Raw genomic sequence first — 15,322 nt, 5'->3', positions numbered from 1 at the left:
CAGTTAGACGGTAAAACGGCACTAGGTTACTGGTGAGTAACCACTTCCGTTATGGGGCCCACCGGAAGGCCGCCCGCGAACCCCTGTCCCCGCCCGTCCCACTGGATCCGTCGCTCACCCGCGAACCCACCGCGGCACCCGACCTGCGTCGTTTCCCAGCAGACCCGTCCCGCACGGGCATCCGGCCGGCCATGCCGACCCGGCACGTTCCAAGAGAATTTCGGACAAACTCCCAGACTCCCCCATCACGGACGAGTCAGGTCCTTCTTCCTTCGCAGGCATATATAGCTTGCCCCGCGGAAATCATGCCTGGTCAGCGGCACCGTCCACCGGCACCGGCCCGGTGAGGAGGGAGGCCACCGGATTGGGGTCGCGGGACTGCGCCAGGCGGTCCAGGACCGCGTGCGCCCGCTGCGACCGCCACCGGTGCGCCGCGATCCGGTGGTATCTGGCGAGGTTCGCGGCGGACGGGCGCGCCACCCCCGTCAGCGCGTAGCCGTGCTGGGCCAGCCGCGAGGCGAGGACGTGCTCGACCAGGTCCGCCTCCCAGTCCTCCAGGCGCTCCCGCCACGCCCCGACGTTGCGGGTGTTGGGCGCCTCGTGCGTCCGGAGGTGCCACTTGCGCGCGGACGGCACCGTCTCCCGGGCGTGCTCGTACGCCTTCGTCATCGCCGGGTGGTAATCCTCGCCGAGGAACGCGCACAGCCGCCGCAGCGAGTTCTCCGGTTCGGCGACGAGGTCCTCGTACCGGAACTCGTAGAAGGTCTCCGGGCCGAGGCGGCGGGCGAGGCACTTGCCGGTGTCGACCGCCTCCCGCCAGGTCAGCGCCGCCGAGAAGGTGTCGCCGTGGTACCAGGGCATCTTCTTCAGCGAGCTGACCGCGTCCCGGCCGTCCCGGACGAGATGGACGAACTGGGCGTCGGGGAACATCCGCTGGAGCATGGGCACCCGGCGGAAGTAGCTCGGGCGCTTGTCGCCCCACCGCGGCTTGCCGTGCTCGCGCGCGTACGCCCGGAAGACGGTCGCCAGGGCCGACCCGAGCGTCGGCGGCGCCTGCACGATCTCCTCGATCGTCCTGTCCGCGTCCAGCTTGAGGACGTGGAACTTCGTGTCCTTGCCCTTGACGATCCATTCCGCGAGCCTGCGCCGGTTCTCCGCCAGCTCCAGGTCACCGAAGGTCTGCCGCACCTCGTACGAGGTGTGCACGAACCTGGTCTCGGACGGGAACGCGATCCGCGGATGCGAGTGCAGCATCTGCTGGAGCAGCGTCGTGCCCGAACGGGGACAGCCGATGATGAAGATCGGCCGGCTGGTCTGCGGAGTCATGCCGCGCCAAAATACGCCGGGTTCCTGAGTGAAGCCCCAACGCTACCTCAACGAAACCTGAAAGTTCCCCCCGGTTTCGCGCCCGCCGCAGATCCGGTGGCCCGCGGCGGCCAAGCCACTGGAACCGATCATGGCGCCGGAACGCCCAAGTGTCGGGTCGCCGCACCGCGGACGGCGCGGCCCCTCGCCCGAGCCGCCGCGGCGAACGGCGAGGTCGGCGGCCGGTCACGGCAAACGATCCGACAGCAGACTTCCCTTTTCGCGAGAAATAAGCTAAGTTAACTACCGGTGTGCCGGGAAGTCTGGTCGGCGAGACACCATACGTCTGCGACCAGGAGGGTGGATGAATTCCCGGCACTTCATCATCGCGCCGCCTCCGTCGCCGCGCGTTCCCGCCCGGCCTTACGGCATGATCTCCATGGCCTGGGCGCACGACTTCCCAGATAGCTGAGCCGCTTCCTTCCCCTCCCCTTCGCGGGCCTTTCCTCACGGGCCGGCGCGCATTCGGCGCGCCCGGCGCGGTCTTCGACGTCCCACAGCGGAAGCGTGCATTCTCATGGCTGAATTCTTCGACGCCGCGTTCGGTTTTCCGACCGCGCTTTTCACTTTCTCTCTCCTGGTCGTCGCCGTGTACTGGGCCTTCGTCCTGGTCGGCGGCCTCGACATGGACCTCCTCGGGGCCGGCGCCGATGCCGATACGGGGGCCGGCGCCGGCCCCGAGGACGGGGACGGGCCCGGCCCGGGCTGGTTCGCCTTCCTCGGCCTCGGCGGTGTCCCCGGCACGGTCGTCCTCTCGCTGCTCATCGCCCTCGCGTGGTTCGTCAGCCTCGCGGGCTCGGCGCTGCTGGACGGCGCCTTCCTGCGGACCCTCGTCCTGGCCGTCGCGCTGATCGCGGCCTGGGCCGGGACGCGGCTGGCCGTGCTGCCGCTGCGCCGCGTCCTGCGCCGCCCGGTCGAGGCGTCGCTGCGCGACTTCGTCGGGCTGCCCTGCGTCATCCGCACCGGGCGGGTCGGCCCGGACTTCGGCCAGGCCGAGGTCACCGCCCCCGACGGCTCGTCCGCCATCGTCCAGGTGCGGCAGCCCGCGATGGACGTGGCCGTGGCGGGCGGCGCGCAGGGCACCGCCCTCACCGCCGGCAGCCACGCACTGATCTTCGATTTCGACCCGGCCGGCCAGTTCTTCTGGGTGATGCCGCACGACGCGGCGTTCGACCGCCCGGCCCTCTAGCCCCCGCGCCCCGACCCCCCGCGCCCCGCCCCCCGCGACCTGATCCCCGCGACCGCACTCCCCCGACAGACAGGGATTCCGATGGACGTCATCACCATGGGAGCCGGTGTGCTCCTGGCACTCGCCCTTCTCGTCACCCTCGGGCTCGTCCTGATGGTGAAGAAGCTCTTCCGCAAGGTCGACCAGGGCCGTGCGCTCATCATCTCCAAGTACAAGAAGGTGGACGTCACCTTCACCGGCGCGATCGTCCTGCCCGTTCTGCACAAGGCCGAGATGATGGACATCTCGGTGAAGACGATCGACATCGAGCGGACCGGCCGGGAAGGGCTGATCTGCAAGGACAACATCCGCGCCGACATCCGCATCACGTTCTTCGTCCGCGTGAACAAGACCGTCGAGGACGTGGTGAAGGTCGCGCAGGCCATCGGCACCGAGCGCGCCAGCGGCCAGGAGACGCTGCAGGAGCTGTTCGCGGCCAAGTTCTCCGAGGCGCTGAAGACCGTCGGCAAGCACCTCGACTTCGCCGACCTCTACACCCGCCGCAACGAGTTCCGCGACCACATCATCCAGGTCATCGGCACGGACCTGAACGGCTACAGCCTCGAGGACGCGGCGATCGACTACCTGGAGCAGACGCCGCTGATGTCGCTCGACAGGTCGAACATCCTGGACGCCCAGGGCATCCGCAAGATCACCGAGCTGACCGCGATCGAGCACGTCCGCACCAACGAGCACGCCCGCCACGAGGAGAAGGAGATCACGCGCCAGAACGTGGAGGCGCGCGAGGCGATCCTGGAGCTGGAGCGCCGCCAGGCGGACGCCGAGCTGCGCCAGGAGCGCGAGGTCGAGACCGTCCGGGCGCGGGAGCAGGCGGAGATCGAGCGGGTGAAGGCCGAGGAGCGGCTGCGCGCGCAGACCGCGCACATCCGCACCGACGAGCAGCTCGGCGTGCAGCACGAGAACAAGGAGCGGGAGGTCTCGGTCGCCGCGAAGAACAAGGAGCGGGTGCTCGCGATCGAGAGCGAGCGGATCGAGAAGGACCGCCTGCTGGAGGTCATCGCCCGCGAGCGGGAGACCGAGCTGACCCGGATCTCCGCCGACAAGGAGGTCGAGGCGGAGAAGCGGGAGATCGCGAACGTCGTCCGGGAGCGGATCGCGGTGGAGCGGACGGTCGCCGAGCAGGAGGAGAACATCAAGCGCCTCCGGACGGTCGAGGAGGCCGAGCGCACCCGCCAGGCCGTCATCATCCAGGCGGAGGCCGAGGCGCAGGAGAACCTCGTCAAGGACATCAAGGCCGCCGAGGCCGCGGAGGCCGCCGCCGAGCACCGCGCCCGCGAGGAGCTGACGATGGCGCAGGCGCGGCAGGAGGCCGCCGAGCTGGACGCGCAGGCCAAGATCAGGCTGGCCGAGGGCCTGCGGGCCGAGGCCGCCGCGCCCGGGCTGGCCGAGGTCCAGGTGCGCGAGCAGCACGCCGCCGCGATCGAGAAGGTCGGCCGGGCCGAGGCGGCCGTCGCGCGGGAGAAGGCGATGGCCGAGGCCGCCCGGATCCGCGAGGCGCTGAAGGCGGAGGCCGAGGGCCTCAACGAGAAGGCCGGCGCGATGGCCGCGCTGGACGAGGCGTCCCGCCAGCACGAGGAGTACCGGCTGCGGCTGGAGACGGAGAAGGACATCCGGCTCGCCGCGATCGACGTGCAGCGGCAGGTCGCCGAGGCGCAGGCGAGCGTCGTCGCGGCCGGGCTGGAGTCGGCCGACATCAACATCGTCGGCGGCGACAGCGTGTTCTTCGACCGGCTCGTCGGTTCCATCGCGCTCGGCAAGAGCGTGGACGGCTTCGTGCAGAACTCCGAGGTGGCGCGGTCCGTCGCCGGCCCCTGGCTGGACGGCTCGGGCAGCTTCACCGACGACATGGCCAGGCTGCTCGGCTCGGTCGACACCGGCGGCGTCCGCGACCTGACCCTGTCGGCGCTGCTGCTGCGCCTGATCAAGTCCGGCGGCCCCGAGGCGTCCGGGTTCCAGGACCTCCTGGACACCGCCCGCCGCCTGGGCGTGGCCGACGCGCCGCTGCGGCAGGCCAACGGAACCGAGTTGACGGCCCCCGGGACCAGCTGACCGCACCCGTTGACTTGCGGCGTGTTGTTGTTATCCGGCCTGTCAAAACAACAACACGCCGCAAGTCAACGCGCGGGGGGGCGGGGAGTGAAGGCGGAGCGGAGGGAGTGACGGGTGAGTGAGGGTGTACGGGCGGAGCTGGACCACGGGACGTACGAGGTGCTGCGGGCGCGGCTCGCCGAGCACGCGGCGGAGCTGGCGCGGCGCGCGGAGGAGCTGAACGCGCGGCGGCTGGAGGTCTTCGGCGGGGCGGAGCTGCGGCTGGCCGGCACCGAGCAGATCCGGACGGCGCACAACTGCGTCCCGCGGGACGTGGTGGCGCTCGGCGGGGTGATGCTGTTCGGCTACAACGTCTTCCTCGGGCTGAAGCCGGAGACGACGGTCGACGACGTGTTCTCCCTGCACCGCTTCGCGCGGGACGGGGACGGCATCTCGTTCGTCCCGACCGGGCCGGAGGCGGTGCCGGGCCTGCTGGACGACCCGCGGTTCCAGCGCGACTTCTCCGACATGTACCGGTACTACCGGCAGGCGCGGCTGCTCCAGCTGCGGCTGGTGGACGGGCGGCTGCTCGCGGTGTTCCAGACCGGCCCGCGCCTGTCCGATCTCCGGGTGCTGCGGTGGCGGACCGCGCCCGACGGCACCGTCGCGTACGAGGACAACCAGGGCGAGCGCGACCACGCGTTCCCGGCCGCGCACGACGTCGACTGGGTCGAGACCACCCGCGACGACCACGTCCTCGGCCGGCACCCGCACATCTCGGTCGAGGGCGAGGTGTTCGTCGAGACGATCGGCGGGACGCTCACCGTCAAGATCGAGGACAACACCGACAGCGGGACGGGCGTCTACTCCGAGCCGGTGGACGAGCCGCTCCAGTCCCTCGCCGACGCCGACATCCTGCACGCCCGGGTCGGGGCGCTGATCCTGCTCCGCATCCGCCCGTACAACGAGACGGCGTGGCGGCACCTGGTGTTCAACGTCCGCACCAAGGAGGTCGTGCGGCTCGACGGCATCGCGCAGGCGTGCCGGAGGCTGCCGGACGACCAGGGCATCATCTTCCCGGGCGGGTACTACCTGGACACCGGCGCCGCGAAGACGTTCGACACCGACGTCGCGGGCCTGGAGTACGAGCGCGTCGTCCGCTCCCCCAACGGCGAGGACGTCCTCTACGTGTTCCACTCGCGGGAGGACGGGCGGTCGCTGCTGCTGCCGTACAACGTGATCCGCAAGCAGGTCACGACGCCGATCACCTGCCACGGGTACTCGCTGTTCGAGGACGGGACGCTCGCGGTGATGCGGGCGTTCTCCGAGGAGCCCGCCCGCGTCCACCCGATGCAGATCTGGCGGAGCCCGTTCGTCTCCGACGCGCACGCCGCCGCGCAGCCCGTCGGGACGGGCCCGCTGGAGCGCGTCGGGAACGCCGACCTGGTCCGCGGGATCTCCGAGTGCCTCTCCGTCACCCGCATGGTGGACGAGATGTCGCCGTCCGGCCGCGTGTTCGAGGCGCTCATCTCGGCGTGCACGCGCACGGCCGACCTGTACCACTGGCTCGCCGAGGACGACCTCGGGGAGGTGGCGGCGCCGCTGGCCGACGTCCGCGCCACCGCGGGCCAGGTCCTGGACGAGTACGAGAAGGTCAGCGCGCTCACCGACCAGGCCGCCGCCGCGGTGACCGAGGCGGCCGAGGACATCGCGGCCCTGGTCCGGCGCTCCCGGGCCGAGCCGCCGGCGAGCGCCGACGGCTGGATCGGCCGGCTCGCCGAGTTCCGCCGCGCGCAGGGGCATCTGGAGACGCTGCGCGACGTCCGCTACATCGACCTCGCCCGGATCGACGAGCTGTCCGAGACCGTCCAGGCCGAGCTCCGGGACGCGGGCCAGGGCGCCGTCGAGTTCCTCCAGCGCGAGGACGCATTCACCGGCTACCACGCCGAGGTCGAGCGGATCAGCGAGGCGGCGCAGGCGATCGAGACCGCCGCCGAGGCCGTGCCGCTCGGCGACCTCCTCGACGCGCAGAACGAGGGCCTGGAGGTCGTCACCGGGGTCGTCGGCGACCTCGACCTGACCGACGCGACCGCGCGGACCGCGATCCTGGAGCGCGTGGGCGAGGTCCTCGGCGGCCTCAACCGGGCCCGCGCCGTCCTCGACGGCCGGCGCCGCGACCTGCTGGGGCGCGAGGGCCGCGCCGAGTTCGCCGCCGAGCTCGGCCTGCTCGACCAGTCCATCGCGGGCGCGCTCGCCGGGGCGGCCACGCCGGAGGGCTGCGACGAGCAGCTCGGCCGGCTGCTGCTCCGGCTGGAGACGCTGCAGGCCCGGTTCGGCGAGCTGGACGACTTCCTCGCCGAGCTGGAGACGAAGCGCACCGAGGTCTACGAGGCGTTCTCGTCCCGCAAGCAGACGCTGCTGGACGAGCGCGCCCGCCGCACCGACCGGCTCACCGAGTCGGCCGACCGCATCCTGTCCGGCGTCCGCCGCCGCGCCGCGGCCCTCGGGTCGCCGGACGAGGTCAACACCTACTTCGCCACCGACCCGATGGTGGCGCGGCTCCGCGGGATCGCCGACGAGCTGCGCGCGCTGGACGACGGCGTCCGCGCCGAGGAGCTGGAGGGCCGGGTCAAGGCCGCCCGCCAGGAGGCCGGCCGGGCGCTGCGCGACCGCCTCGACCTGTACGGCGACGACGGCGGGTCGATCCGGTTCGGGCGGCACCGGTTCGCGGTCAACACCCGCCCGATCGAGCTGACCCTCGTCCCGCACCGCGACACGGTGGCGTTCGCGATCACCGGGACCGACTACCGCGCGCCCGTCCGCGACGGCGGCTTCGCGGCGACCCGGCACCTGTGGAACCAGACGCTCGTCTCGGAGACCCCGGAGACCTACCGCGCCGAGTACCTGGCGACGTCGATCCTCGCGGAAACCGGCGCCGCCCGGCTGCGGCGGGCGGCGGAGGACGGCCGCCTCCTCGCCCTCGTCCGGGAGGCGGCCGCCGACCGGTACGACGAGGGCTACGAGCGGGGCGTCCACGACCACGACGCCGCCCGCATCCTGGAGACGCTGCTGCGCCTGCGCTCCGAGGCGGGCCTGCTGCGCTACCCGTCCCCGGCCCGCGCCGCCGCCCAGCTCTTCTGGACTCACGGCGCCGACGAGACCGGGCGCGCCGCCTGGACGACCCGCGCGCGGTCCCTCGTCCGGGCCCGCGAGGCGTTCGGTAGGACGGCCGGCCGCACCGGCGCGCTGGCCGAGCTGACGGCCGAGCTGTCCGCCGCCGTCACCGCCTTCACCGAGCGCAGCGGCCTGGCCGCACCGGACCCGCTCGCCGCCGAGTACCTGGTCGAGGAACTGGCCGCGGCCCCCGACGGCTTCGTCATGAGCCAGGGGGCCCGCACCCTGCTCAAGGGCTTCGGGCAGGCGCTCGGGGAGAACGCGCTGGACGACGACCTGCGCGGCGCCGGGTCGCTGGCCGCCCAGCACCAGCTGGCGGAGGCGTGGCTCCGCTCCTACCTCGGGACGGGAGCGGACGGCGACGAGGCCGACGCCCCCGAGGCCGTGGCGACGCTGCTCTGCGCGTCCGCCCGCTACGACTCCCCCGCCGCGCTGACGGCGACGATCGACGACCTGCTCGGCGACCACCCCCGCATCGCCGACCGCCGCATGGACCTCCGCCTCGACGAACTGCTCGCCCGCACGGAGCGGTTCCGCGCCGAGCGCGTCCCGGCCTTCCGCGCCTACCAGCGGCAGCGGAACGACCTCATCACCACCGAGGAGAAGCGGCTCAACGTCGCGGCGCTCAAGCCCCGGACGATGAGCGCGTTCGTCCGCAACCGGCTGGTGGACGAGGTGTACCTGCCGCTGATCGGCGACAACCTCGCCAAGCAGCTCGGCATCACCGGCGAGGGCAAGCGCACCGACCAGATGGGGATGCTGCTGCTCATCTCCCCGCCCGGCTACGGCAAGACGACCCTGATGGAGTACGTCGCCGAACGTCTGGGGCTGGCCCTGGTCAAGGTGGACGGCCCGGCCCTCGGCCACGACGTCACGTCCCTCGACCCCGCCCAGGCGCCCAACGCCACCGCCCGCCAGGAGGTCGAGAAGATCAACTTCGCCCTCGACATGGGCAACAACGTCCTGCTCTACCTGGACGACATCCAGCACACCTCGCCGGAGCTCCTGCAGAAGTTCATCCCGCTCTGCGACGCCCAGCGCCGGATCGAGGGCGTCAAGGACGGCGAGCCGCGCACCTACGACCTGCGCGGCAAGCGGTTCGCGGTCTGCATGGCCGGCAACCCGTACACCGAGTCGGGGCAGCGTTTCCGCATCCCGGACATGCTCGCGAACCGCGCCGACGTGTGGAACCTGGGCGACGTCCTGTCCGGCAAGGACGACCTGTTCGCGCTCAGCTACATCGAGAACGCGCTGACCTCGAACACCGTCCTCGCGCCGCTCACGAACCACGACCGCGCCGACGTCGAGCTGCTGGTGCGGATGGCGTCCGGCGACCGGACCGTCCGGCCCGACCGCCTGTCCCACCCGTACTCCCAGGCCGAACTGGACGAGATCCTCTCCGTCCTGGAGAAGCTGCTCCACGTGCAGCGGGTCGTCCTGACGGTCAACCGCGCCTACATCGCCTCGGCGGCCCAGGACGACTCCGCCCGCACCGAGCCCCCGTTCCGCCTGCAGGGCTCCTACCGCGACATGAACACGCTCGCCGAGCGCGTCCTCCCGGTGATGAACGCCGCCGAACTCGAAGCGGCCATCGACGACCACTACCGCGCCGAATCGCAGACGCTGACCTCGGACGCCGAGGCCAACATGCTCAAGCTCGCCGAGCTCCGCGGCACCATGACCCCCGGCCAGCAGGCCCGCTGGACGGAGATCAAGGACGCCTACCAGCGCGCCCAGGCCCTCGCCGGCAGCCAGGAGGACCCCTCGGTGGGCGCCCTCCTCCACCTGGCCGACAAACTGACCGCGATAGAAAAGGCGCTCCGGACCACCCGCTGACGGCACCGCCGAAATCCACCGACCGGGAAGCACGACATGGCTCATCTCTCCCTCCGCGGCATCATGAAGAGCATCTTCATGACCGTGCTCAACCTGGCGGCCGGCGTCGGGCTGGTGGTACTGGCCGCCGGGCTCCTGGCGGCGGAGGCACCGGACGGAGACCGCGACCTGCGCGCCTACGAGTCGGCGACACGCTGCCAGGCTCCGCCGCGAGCGCCCGCAGACTGCCGCTGGACGGCGAAGTTCACGGTGTCCGACGTCCGCCTGACCAGCAAGCGAGGCGAGTCGGACAGCGCGGTGCTCACCGACGCGGACGGCGACGGGTGGGAGACGTCCTATCCGAACAGCGGCCCCGTGCTGAACACCCTGGACGAGGGCGACCGGGTCACCGGCACGGTCTGGCGCGGCAGGCTGACCGAGATCGCGGCCATGGGCCAGTCCCAGCGGACCCACGCGGCGCCGGTCGACATGCGCACCCGGGTGCTGATCGGCGCGCTGATCCTCGTCCCCGGCGGCGTCCTCATGACGGCGGCGAGCACCTGGCGCCTGCTGCGGCTCCGGGCCCGCCCCGAGCCGACCCCGGGCATGGTCGCCACGCTCGGCCTGGCCTACGCGCTGTTCCTCGCCGGACTCTTCTCACCGCTCCTGGTCAGTGCCGGCGGCGAGAACTTCCGGACGACACTGGCCGTCTGGGTCCCCATCGCCGCCGTCATGACCGCGGCGGCCTTCGTCAGCACCGCTCGGAAGCGCCGCACGATGTCCGCGCCGGGCTGAGCCGCCGGAGCGCGCACCGGCCGGTGTTCAGGTCTGCGCGCGCTCCTGCTGCCGCTGGATCAGCTCCTCGACCGCGGTCGGCAGCGTCGTCTCGAAGTCGATCAGCTTCGCCCATGTGGGGGTGACCACGATCCGGACCATGGCCTCGTAGAGCGAGCGGACCCCGGCCTCCCACTCGACCCGCTGCTCGGGCGTCATCTCGTACGAGCCGTTCATCTGCAGGTACTCGTCCGGGATGCCCTCGACGAGGTCCAGCTCGGCCCGGCCCCGGATGAGCAGGATCTTCGGCGGGTGGACCTCGGTGTCGATGGTCAGGGCGACCATCGGGTTCGCGCGCAGGTGGCTCAGCTTCGGGGCGTTCGTCGCGGTGCACATCACGAGCTCCGCGCCGTTCCAGGTGAAGCCGATCGGTACGTTGCGCGGCGTGCCGTCCTTGGCGACGTAGGCCAGGCGGGTCAGGTCGCGGGCCAGCAGCTCCCGGCTCAGCGGCCGGTTCAGGATCTCGTTGATCTCATGCTGTTCCATGGTCGTTCCTCCGTCGTCCGGGCGGCCCCTCGCCGGCCGCCGTCATCCCTGGGACGAAGCCGTCCGCCGGTTCTCGACATCTAGCCGAGCTGCTCGGCCAGCCCGACGACGATCCCCTCGGGGCCCGGACGAAGCAGAGCCGGTGGCTGTCCCCGTACCGCGCCACCTCGCCGACCGGTCCGCATCATGACGATGTCGGTACGGACGCCGTCGAGCCCGAGCACCCGGTCGACCGAGTCCCCTTCGACGAACGCCTCGCCCTCCCGCTCCATGCCGAGCTCGGCGAAGAAAGCGGTGACGGCCTCCAGGTCGTCCACCACGATGAGGATGTTGTCCATCCGCAGCTTCGTCATGCCGGTTCCTCCTTCGTCACGCGGCCCTCACGGCCGCCGATGCACCTGGGACGCCACCGGCGCCGCGTTCTCGACACAGGAGGGCCCCGTCCCCGCCGATCAGAGAATGAGCGCGATGAAGACCAGGCAGGAGATGATGTTGATCAGCCAGCTGTGGTTGTTCATCCACGCGCGGACGCCGGGCATGGCCCGCTCCGCGCGCCGGTGGAAGAGCAGCAGGAGCAGCAGCGGCAGTGCCGCGACGGCGACGGTCGCCCCGACGAAGGGCAGGACGCCGGCGAAGCCCACGTCGTGCTGCTCCATGTGGGCTCCCACCGTCAGCATCACCACGATGTCCGAGGGCATGAACAGGACCACCAGGAGGCCCGTCCTGAGCGCCCGGCGCGGGCCCGCCTCCATGAGCGCCCCCAGCCAGTGGGGCGGCTCGATCGTCGCCCGCCTGACGTAGTTCCGCAGGGCCATGAGGACCAGCAGCCCGACCAGGACGAGCTGGATGATCTTTCCGGCCGATCCGTGCTCCGAGGGCTCGCCCAGGGACACGCCGGCGCCCAGCAGGTCGAAGACGCCGCGGGTCACGGCGACCCCCGCCGTCACGGCGACGGCCACGCCCAGCAGGAACGCGAGGGAGACGAGCACCGGCCGCCTCGTGGTCACCAGGATGATCGCGGACATGATCTGCGGGCCCGCCATCATCGTGACGGCCAGCGGAAAGATCTCGAGATCCAAGGCCCCTCCCCGTGGCCGGGCGATTCCACGATAAAGGGGCAGGTGATCACCTACCCTCGGCCGCGCGCCTTCTTGACCACCGGCTTGTGCTTTCTGTGCATCCGACCGGTATCCGCTTGGCCCGCCGCGCACGCGAGCGCGCCACCTGCGGCGAACGCTGACCACTCGTCCCGGGTGACGCTCGCCGACATCAAGGCCGGCAGGTTCTGACCTCGCCGGCGCGACCATGCGGGCCGTCCGCCACCGGGCGGCCCGCATCGCTCGGGCTAGGAGCCGGTCAGCCAGGACAGCAGGCGGCCGCGGGACCAGCAGCGGCCGACCGCCTCGGTGCGGACGGTCGAGTGATCGAGCAGCGCCAGGCCGATGATGCTGTGGCCGGACGCGCGGCGGTCGCCGAAGGTCGGTATCGCCGGCGCGACGCCGACGCCCTCCGCCGACACCCAGGCCACCGGCCGGTGCGCCGCCGTCTCGTCGAGGCGGTGGAAGAAGCGCAGGCGGCCTTCGAGCGGGAGGTCCGACAGCGCCCATGTCGTGGTGACCACGGGCAGGGCGTCCGGAGGCACTCGGGCGAAGGCTTCGGGCAGCACCTCGAGGGCGTCGCCTTTCAGCAGCACCGGCGGGGCCGCCGCCGCCAATGCCGTCTCCGCTTCGAGCCGCGCCCTCTGCTCCGGCCGGTCCGGCGGCAGGCAGGCGCGCAGCCAGCGGGCCTCGTCCGCGTCGGTCACGTCGACCGGGTCGGGGTCGACGCCGACGCGGGCGACGACCTCGGGGATCGCCCGATCCGGGACGCTCAGTCGAGGCAGAATTCATTGCCTTCCGGGTCGGTCATCACGATGTGGCCGGACTGCATCGGCGGTGCGGGCTCGAAGCGCTGGACGCGGGTGGCTCCGTGGGCGACGAGGCGTTCGGCCTCCGCCTCCAGGGCCTTCATGCGGTCCTCGCCCTCCAGGCCGGGGGCGGCCCGCACGTCCAGGTGGACGCGGTTCTTCGCCTGCTTGCCCTCCGGTACCCGCTGGAAGAACAGGCGGGGGCCGGAGCCCGCGGGGTCGACGACCGCGGAGGCGTCGTTGCGGTTCTCGGGCGGGACGCCTAACGCTTCCAGCGCCTCGTCCCACGACGTGAAGTCGCCGGGCGGCTTCTGCAGCTCGTAGCCGAGGGCCTCGGCCCAGAACGCGGACAGGGCGGCCGGGTCGGCGCAGTCGAAGGTGATCTGGACGTCGCGGGTCATCGGGTCTCCCGGTGCAGGTAGAGGTCGCGGAGCAGGCACACCTCGGACAGGTGGTGGATCAGCTCCCGGTTGATGTGCAGGACGAGCCGCGCCATGGGGTCCGCGGCGTACGGCCCCTCGGCCTCCCCGCACGGGCGGGCGAGGCCCGCCTCGCCCAGGGACTCTACTCCGGCGAGCCACGTCGCGTACTCGGCGTCCAGCTGGGCGAGCGCCTCGTCGGCGGTCTCGGCGTACTCGAACGCCTGGTAGTCGGTGGGCGCCCGGCCGAAGTGGGAGGCGTTGCGGATGGCGAGGACGCCGACGATGACGTGCGCGAGCCGCCAGGCGATCGTGGTGAAGGGCGGCGGGTCGGGCGGCGGCATCGCGAAGTCGATCGTCATCGTCCCGGAGCCGGCCTGCACCGGCGCGGTGCCGGTGCCGCGCGGGCGGACGCTCCAGCAGCCGGGCACCGGCTCCCGGAAGTACTCCTCGTCGGTGAGCCCGTCGATGCGGGGGCGCAGCTGGTTCGTCCAGTGCCAGGTGAGCTGGTCCCGCAGGATCGGGTTCCACTTCAGGTCGCTCATGGGTGCAGCCTGCCCCATATCGCGGACAGGATCCTTCCGTGATCTGTGGGACGCTGGGCGCGTGAGCGTCGAGGCGACCACCGAGCGGGTCCTGCGGTTGCTGGGGCTGCTGCAGCACCGGTCGTCCTGGACCGCCGCCGAGCTCGCCGCCGAGCTGGGCGTCACCGACCGGTCGGTGCGGCGGGACGTGGAGCGGCTGCGCGCTCTCGGCTACCCGGTGCACGCGGCGTCGGGGGTGGGCGGCGGGTACCGGCTCGGCGCGGGCACCCGGCTGCCGCCGCTGCTGCTGGACGACGACGAGGCCATCGCGACGGCGGTGTCGCTGCGGATGGCGTCCGGGGGCACGGTCGCCGGGGCCGGGGAGGCGGCGCTGCGGGCGCTCAGCAAGCTCGACCAGGTGATGCCGCCCCGGCTGCGCGCCGAGGTGCGGGCCGTGCACGGCGCCACCGAGACCCTCGTCGGCCCCGGGGTCGAGGTCGACGCGGAGGTGCTGGTGACGCTCGCGCGGGCCTGCCGCGACGCCGTGCGGGTGCGGTTCCGGTACGCGGCCCGCGACGGCGGGGAGCGGGAGCGGACCGTCGAGCCGGTGCGGATGGTCGCCACCGCCCGCCGCTGGTACCTGATGGCCTGGGACACCGGCCGCGGCGGCTGGCGCACGTTCCGGCTGGACCGGATGCGGGACGTGACGGCGACGACCTGGCATTTCCGGCCGCGGGAGCATCCCGACCCGGTCGCCTACGTGCAGCGCTCGGTGACCGCCGCGCCGTACCGGCATCTCGCGCGGGTGCGGCTGCACGCCCCGCCCGCCCGGGTGCGCGAACTGGTCCCGCCCCAGGTGGGACGGGTCGAGGACGACCGCGACGGGTGGTGCGTGCTCAGCGTCGGCGGCGACGACCTGGACTGGCTCGCCATGCACATCGCCCGGCTGGGCTTCGACGCCGAGGTACTGGAGCCGCCGGAGCTGCGGGACGCCGCCGCCCGGCTGGCCCGCCGCCTCGCCGCGATGGCCGGCTGACCGTCAGTTCTCCCCGGGGGCGTCGTACCGCGCCCGGTTGGCGATCACCTCGTCCATGTGCGTCTCCGCCCAGATCTTGATGCCGCGGATCGCCGCGTGGAGCGAGAGCCCGAGGCCGGTCAGCTCGTAGGTGACCGTGACCGGCACGGTCGGGGTCACCGAGCGGGTGACCAGGCCGTCGCGCTCCAGGGAGCGGAGCGTCTGGGTGAGCATCTTCTGGCTGACCCCGGCCAGCCGCCGCGCCAGCTCGGAGTAGCGCATCGGCCGCGGCTCGCCGACGCGGTCGTCCCCGGGGTACGGGTCGTCGCCGCCGAGCGCGGCGAGGACCAGCGCGACCCACTTGTCGGAGATCCGGTCGAGGAGCTGCCGGCTGGGGCATCGCGCCAGGAACGCGTCGTACTCCATCTTCGCCTCGGCCCGCTTCTGGGCCGCCGTCCTCGTCGGCATCGGCCGCTCCTTCCTACCGCGCGGTGACCTACGCACTTC

Annotated in this window: 13 protein-coding genes; 5 read left to right on the top strand and 8 right to left on the bottom strand. The window is 72.3% G+C overall.

Annotated elements, in window-relative coordinates:
- Window positions 1-303: 303 nt before the first annotated feature.
- Complete coding sequence (locus tag IEZ03_RS11420) at window positions 304-1,326, bottom strand: sulfotransferase family protein (protein ID WP_184888432.1); 1,023 nt, start codon at window positions 1,324-1,326, stop codon at window positions 304-306.
- 556 nt (window positions 1,327-1,882) lie between these two features.
- Here IEZ03_RS11420 and IEZ03_RS11415 point away from each other — a divergent pair.
- From IEZ03_RS11415 to IEZ03_RS11400, 4 genes are all read left to right on the top strand, one after another.
- On the top strand, window positions 1,883-2,554 hold the full coding sequence (locus IEZ03_RS11415; protein ID WP_184888434.1) for a hypothetical protein: 672 nt from the start codon (window positions 1,883-1,885) through the stop codon (window positions 2,552-2,554).
- Between the two features lie 81 nt (window positions 2,555-2,635).
- Complete coding sequence (locus tag IEZ03_RS11410; protein WP_184888436.1) at window positions 2,636-4,663, top strand: SPFH domain-containing protein; 2,028 nt, start codon at window positions 2,636-2,638, stop codon at window positions 4,661-4,663.
- Window positions 4,664-4,777: 114 nt separating this feature from the next.
- Window positions 4,778-9,652: a DNA repair ATPase gene (locus IEZ03_RS11405; RefSeq protein WP_184888439.1), complete on the top strand. Its 4,875-nt coding sequence runs from the start codon at window positions 4,778-4,780 to the stop codon at window positions 9,650-9,652.
- A gap of 36 nt (window positions 9,653-9,688) precedes the next feature.
- Window positions 9,689-10,426: a hypothetical protein gene (locus IEZ03_RS11400; protein WP_184888441.1), complete on the top strand. Its 738-nt coding sequence runs from the start codon at window positions 9,689-9,691 to the stop codon at window positions 10,424-10,426.
- 27 nt (window positions 10,427-10,453) lie between these two features.
- Here IEZ03_RS11400 and IEZ03_RS11395 read toward each other — a convergent pair whose 3' ends face one another.
- The 6 genes from IEZ03_RS11395 to IEZ03_RS11370 all read right to left on the bottom strand — a co-directional run bounded on the left by IEZ03_RS11395 (window position 10,454) and on the right by IEZ03_RS11370 (window position 13,821).
- Window positions 10,454-10,951: a pyridoxamine 5'-phosphate oxidase family protein gene (locus IEZ03_RS11395; protein WP_184888443.1), complete on the bottom strand. Its 498-nt coding sequence runs from the start codon at window positions 10,949-10,951 to the stop codon at window positions 10,454-10,456.
- An 80-nt stretch (window positions 10,952-11,031) separates the two neighbouring features.
- A complete protein-coding gene (locus tag IEZ03_RS11390; protein ID WP_184888445.1) occupies window positions 11,032-11,304 on the bottom strand; it encodes a VOC family protein in 273 nt (90 codons plus the stop codon).
- Window positions 11,305-11,403: 99 nt separating this feature from the next.
- Window positions 11,404-12,030, bottom strand: a complete 627-nt coding sequence (locus IEZ03_RS11385; protein WP_184888447.1) for a GAP family protein — start codon at window positions 12,028-12,030, stop codon at window positions 11,404-11,406.
- Between the two features lie 266 nt (window positions 12,031-12,296).
- Window positions 12,297-12,803 (bottom strand): DUF2332 family protein, encoded by a 507-nt coding sequence (locus IEZ03_RS11380; RefSeq protein WP_268248537.1) that lies wholly within the window; start codon window positions 12,801-12,803, stop codon window positions 12,297-12,299.
- A gap of 17 nt (window positions 12,804-12,820) precedes the next feature.
- Window positions 12,821-13,258 (bottom strand): VOC family protein, encoded by a 438-nt coding sequence (locus IEZ03_RS11375; RefSeq protein ID WP_184888449.1) that lies wholly within the window; start codon window positions 13,256-13,258, stop codon window positions 12,821-12,823.
- A complete protein-coding gene (locus IEZ03_RS11370; protein WP_184888451.1) occupies window positions 13,255-13,821 on the bottom strand; it encodes a DinB family protein in 567 nt (188 codons plus the stop codon). Before IEZ03_RS11370 ends, IEZ03_RS11375 begins: the two co-directional genes overlap by 4 nt.
- Before the next feature lie 61 nt (window positions 13,822-13,882).
- Here IEZ03_RS11370 and IEZ03_RS11365 point away from each other — a divergent pair, with 61 nt between their 5' ends.
- Window positions 13,883-14,836 carry a helix-turn-helix transcriptional regulator gene (locus IEZ03_RS11365; protein WP_184888453.1) on the top strand — a complete coding sequence of 318 codons (954 nt, stop codon included), beginning with the start codon at window positions 13,883-13,885 and terminating at the stop codon, window positions 14,834-14,836.
- A gap of 3 nt (window positions 14,837-14,839) precedes the next feature.
- Here the strand turns inward: IEZ03_RS11365 and IEZ03_RS11360 are convergent, their stop codons facing one another.
- On the bottom strand, window positions 14,840-15,283 hold the full coding sequence (locus IEZ03_RS11360; RefSeq protein WP_184888455.1) for a winged helix-turn-helix transcriptional regulator: 444 nt from the start codon (window positions 15,281-15,283) through the stop codon (window positions 14,840-14,842).
- Between the last annotated feature and the right edge of the window lie 39 nt (window positions 15,284-15,322).

It is taken from the genome of Actinomadura livida, assembly GCF_014648675.1.
GTDB lineage: Bacteria > Actinomycetota > Actinomycetes > Streptosporangiales > Streptosporangiaceae > Spirillospora > Spirillospora livida.
This window is presented reverse-complemented; position numbering and strand designations above follow the sequence as displayed.

Excerpts from the sequence above, each read along its gene's own strand:
- IEZ03_RS11420 (WP_184888432.1), bottom strand. The coding sequence starts at position 1,326 with ATGACTCCGCAGACCAGCCGGCCGATCTTCATCATCGGCTGTCCCCGT.
- IEZ03_RS11415 (WP_184888434.1), top strand. The coding sequence starts at position 1,883 with ATGGCTGAATTCTTCGACGCCGCGTTCGGTTTTCCGACCGCGCTTTTC.
- IEZ03_RS11410 (WP_184888436.1), top strand. The coding sequence starts at position 2,636 with ATGGACGTCATCACCATGGGAGCCGGTGTGCTCCTGGCACTCGCCCTT.
- IEZ03_RS11400 (WP_184888441.1), top strand. The coding sequence starts at position 9,689 with ATGGCTCATCTCTCCCTCCGCGGCATCATGAAGAGCATCTTCATGACC.
- IEZ03_RS11395 (WP_184888443.1), bottom strand. The coding sequence starts at position 10,951 with ATGGAACAGCATGAGATCAACGAGATCCTGAACCGGCCGCTGAGCCGG.
- IEZ03_RS11390 (WP_184888445.1), bottom strand. The coding sequence starts at position 11,304 with ATGACGAAGCTGCGGATGGACAACATCCTCATCGTGGTGGACGACCTG.
- IEZ03_RS11375 (WP_184888449.1), bottom strand. The coding sequence starts at position 13,258 with ATGACCCGCGACGTCCAGATCACCTTCGACTGCGCCGACCCGGCCGCC.
- IEZ03_RS11370 (WP_184888451.1), bottom strand. The coding sequence starts at position 13,821 with ATGAGCGACCTGAAGTGGAACCCGATCCTGCGGGACCAGCTCACCTGG.
- IEZ03_RS11360 (WP_184888455.1), bottom strand. The coding sequence starts at position 15,283 with ATGCCGACGAGGACGGCGGCCCAGAAGCGGGCCGAGGCGAAGATGGAG.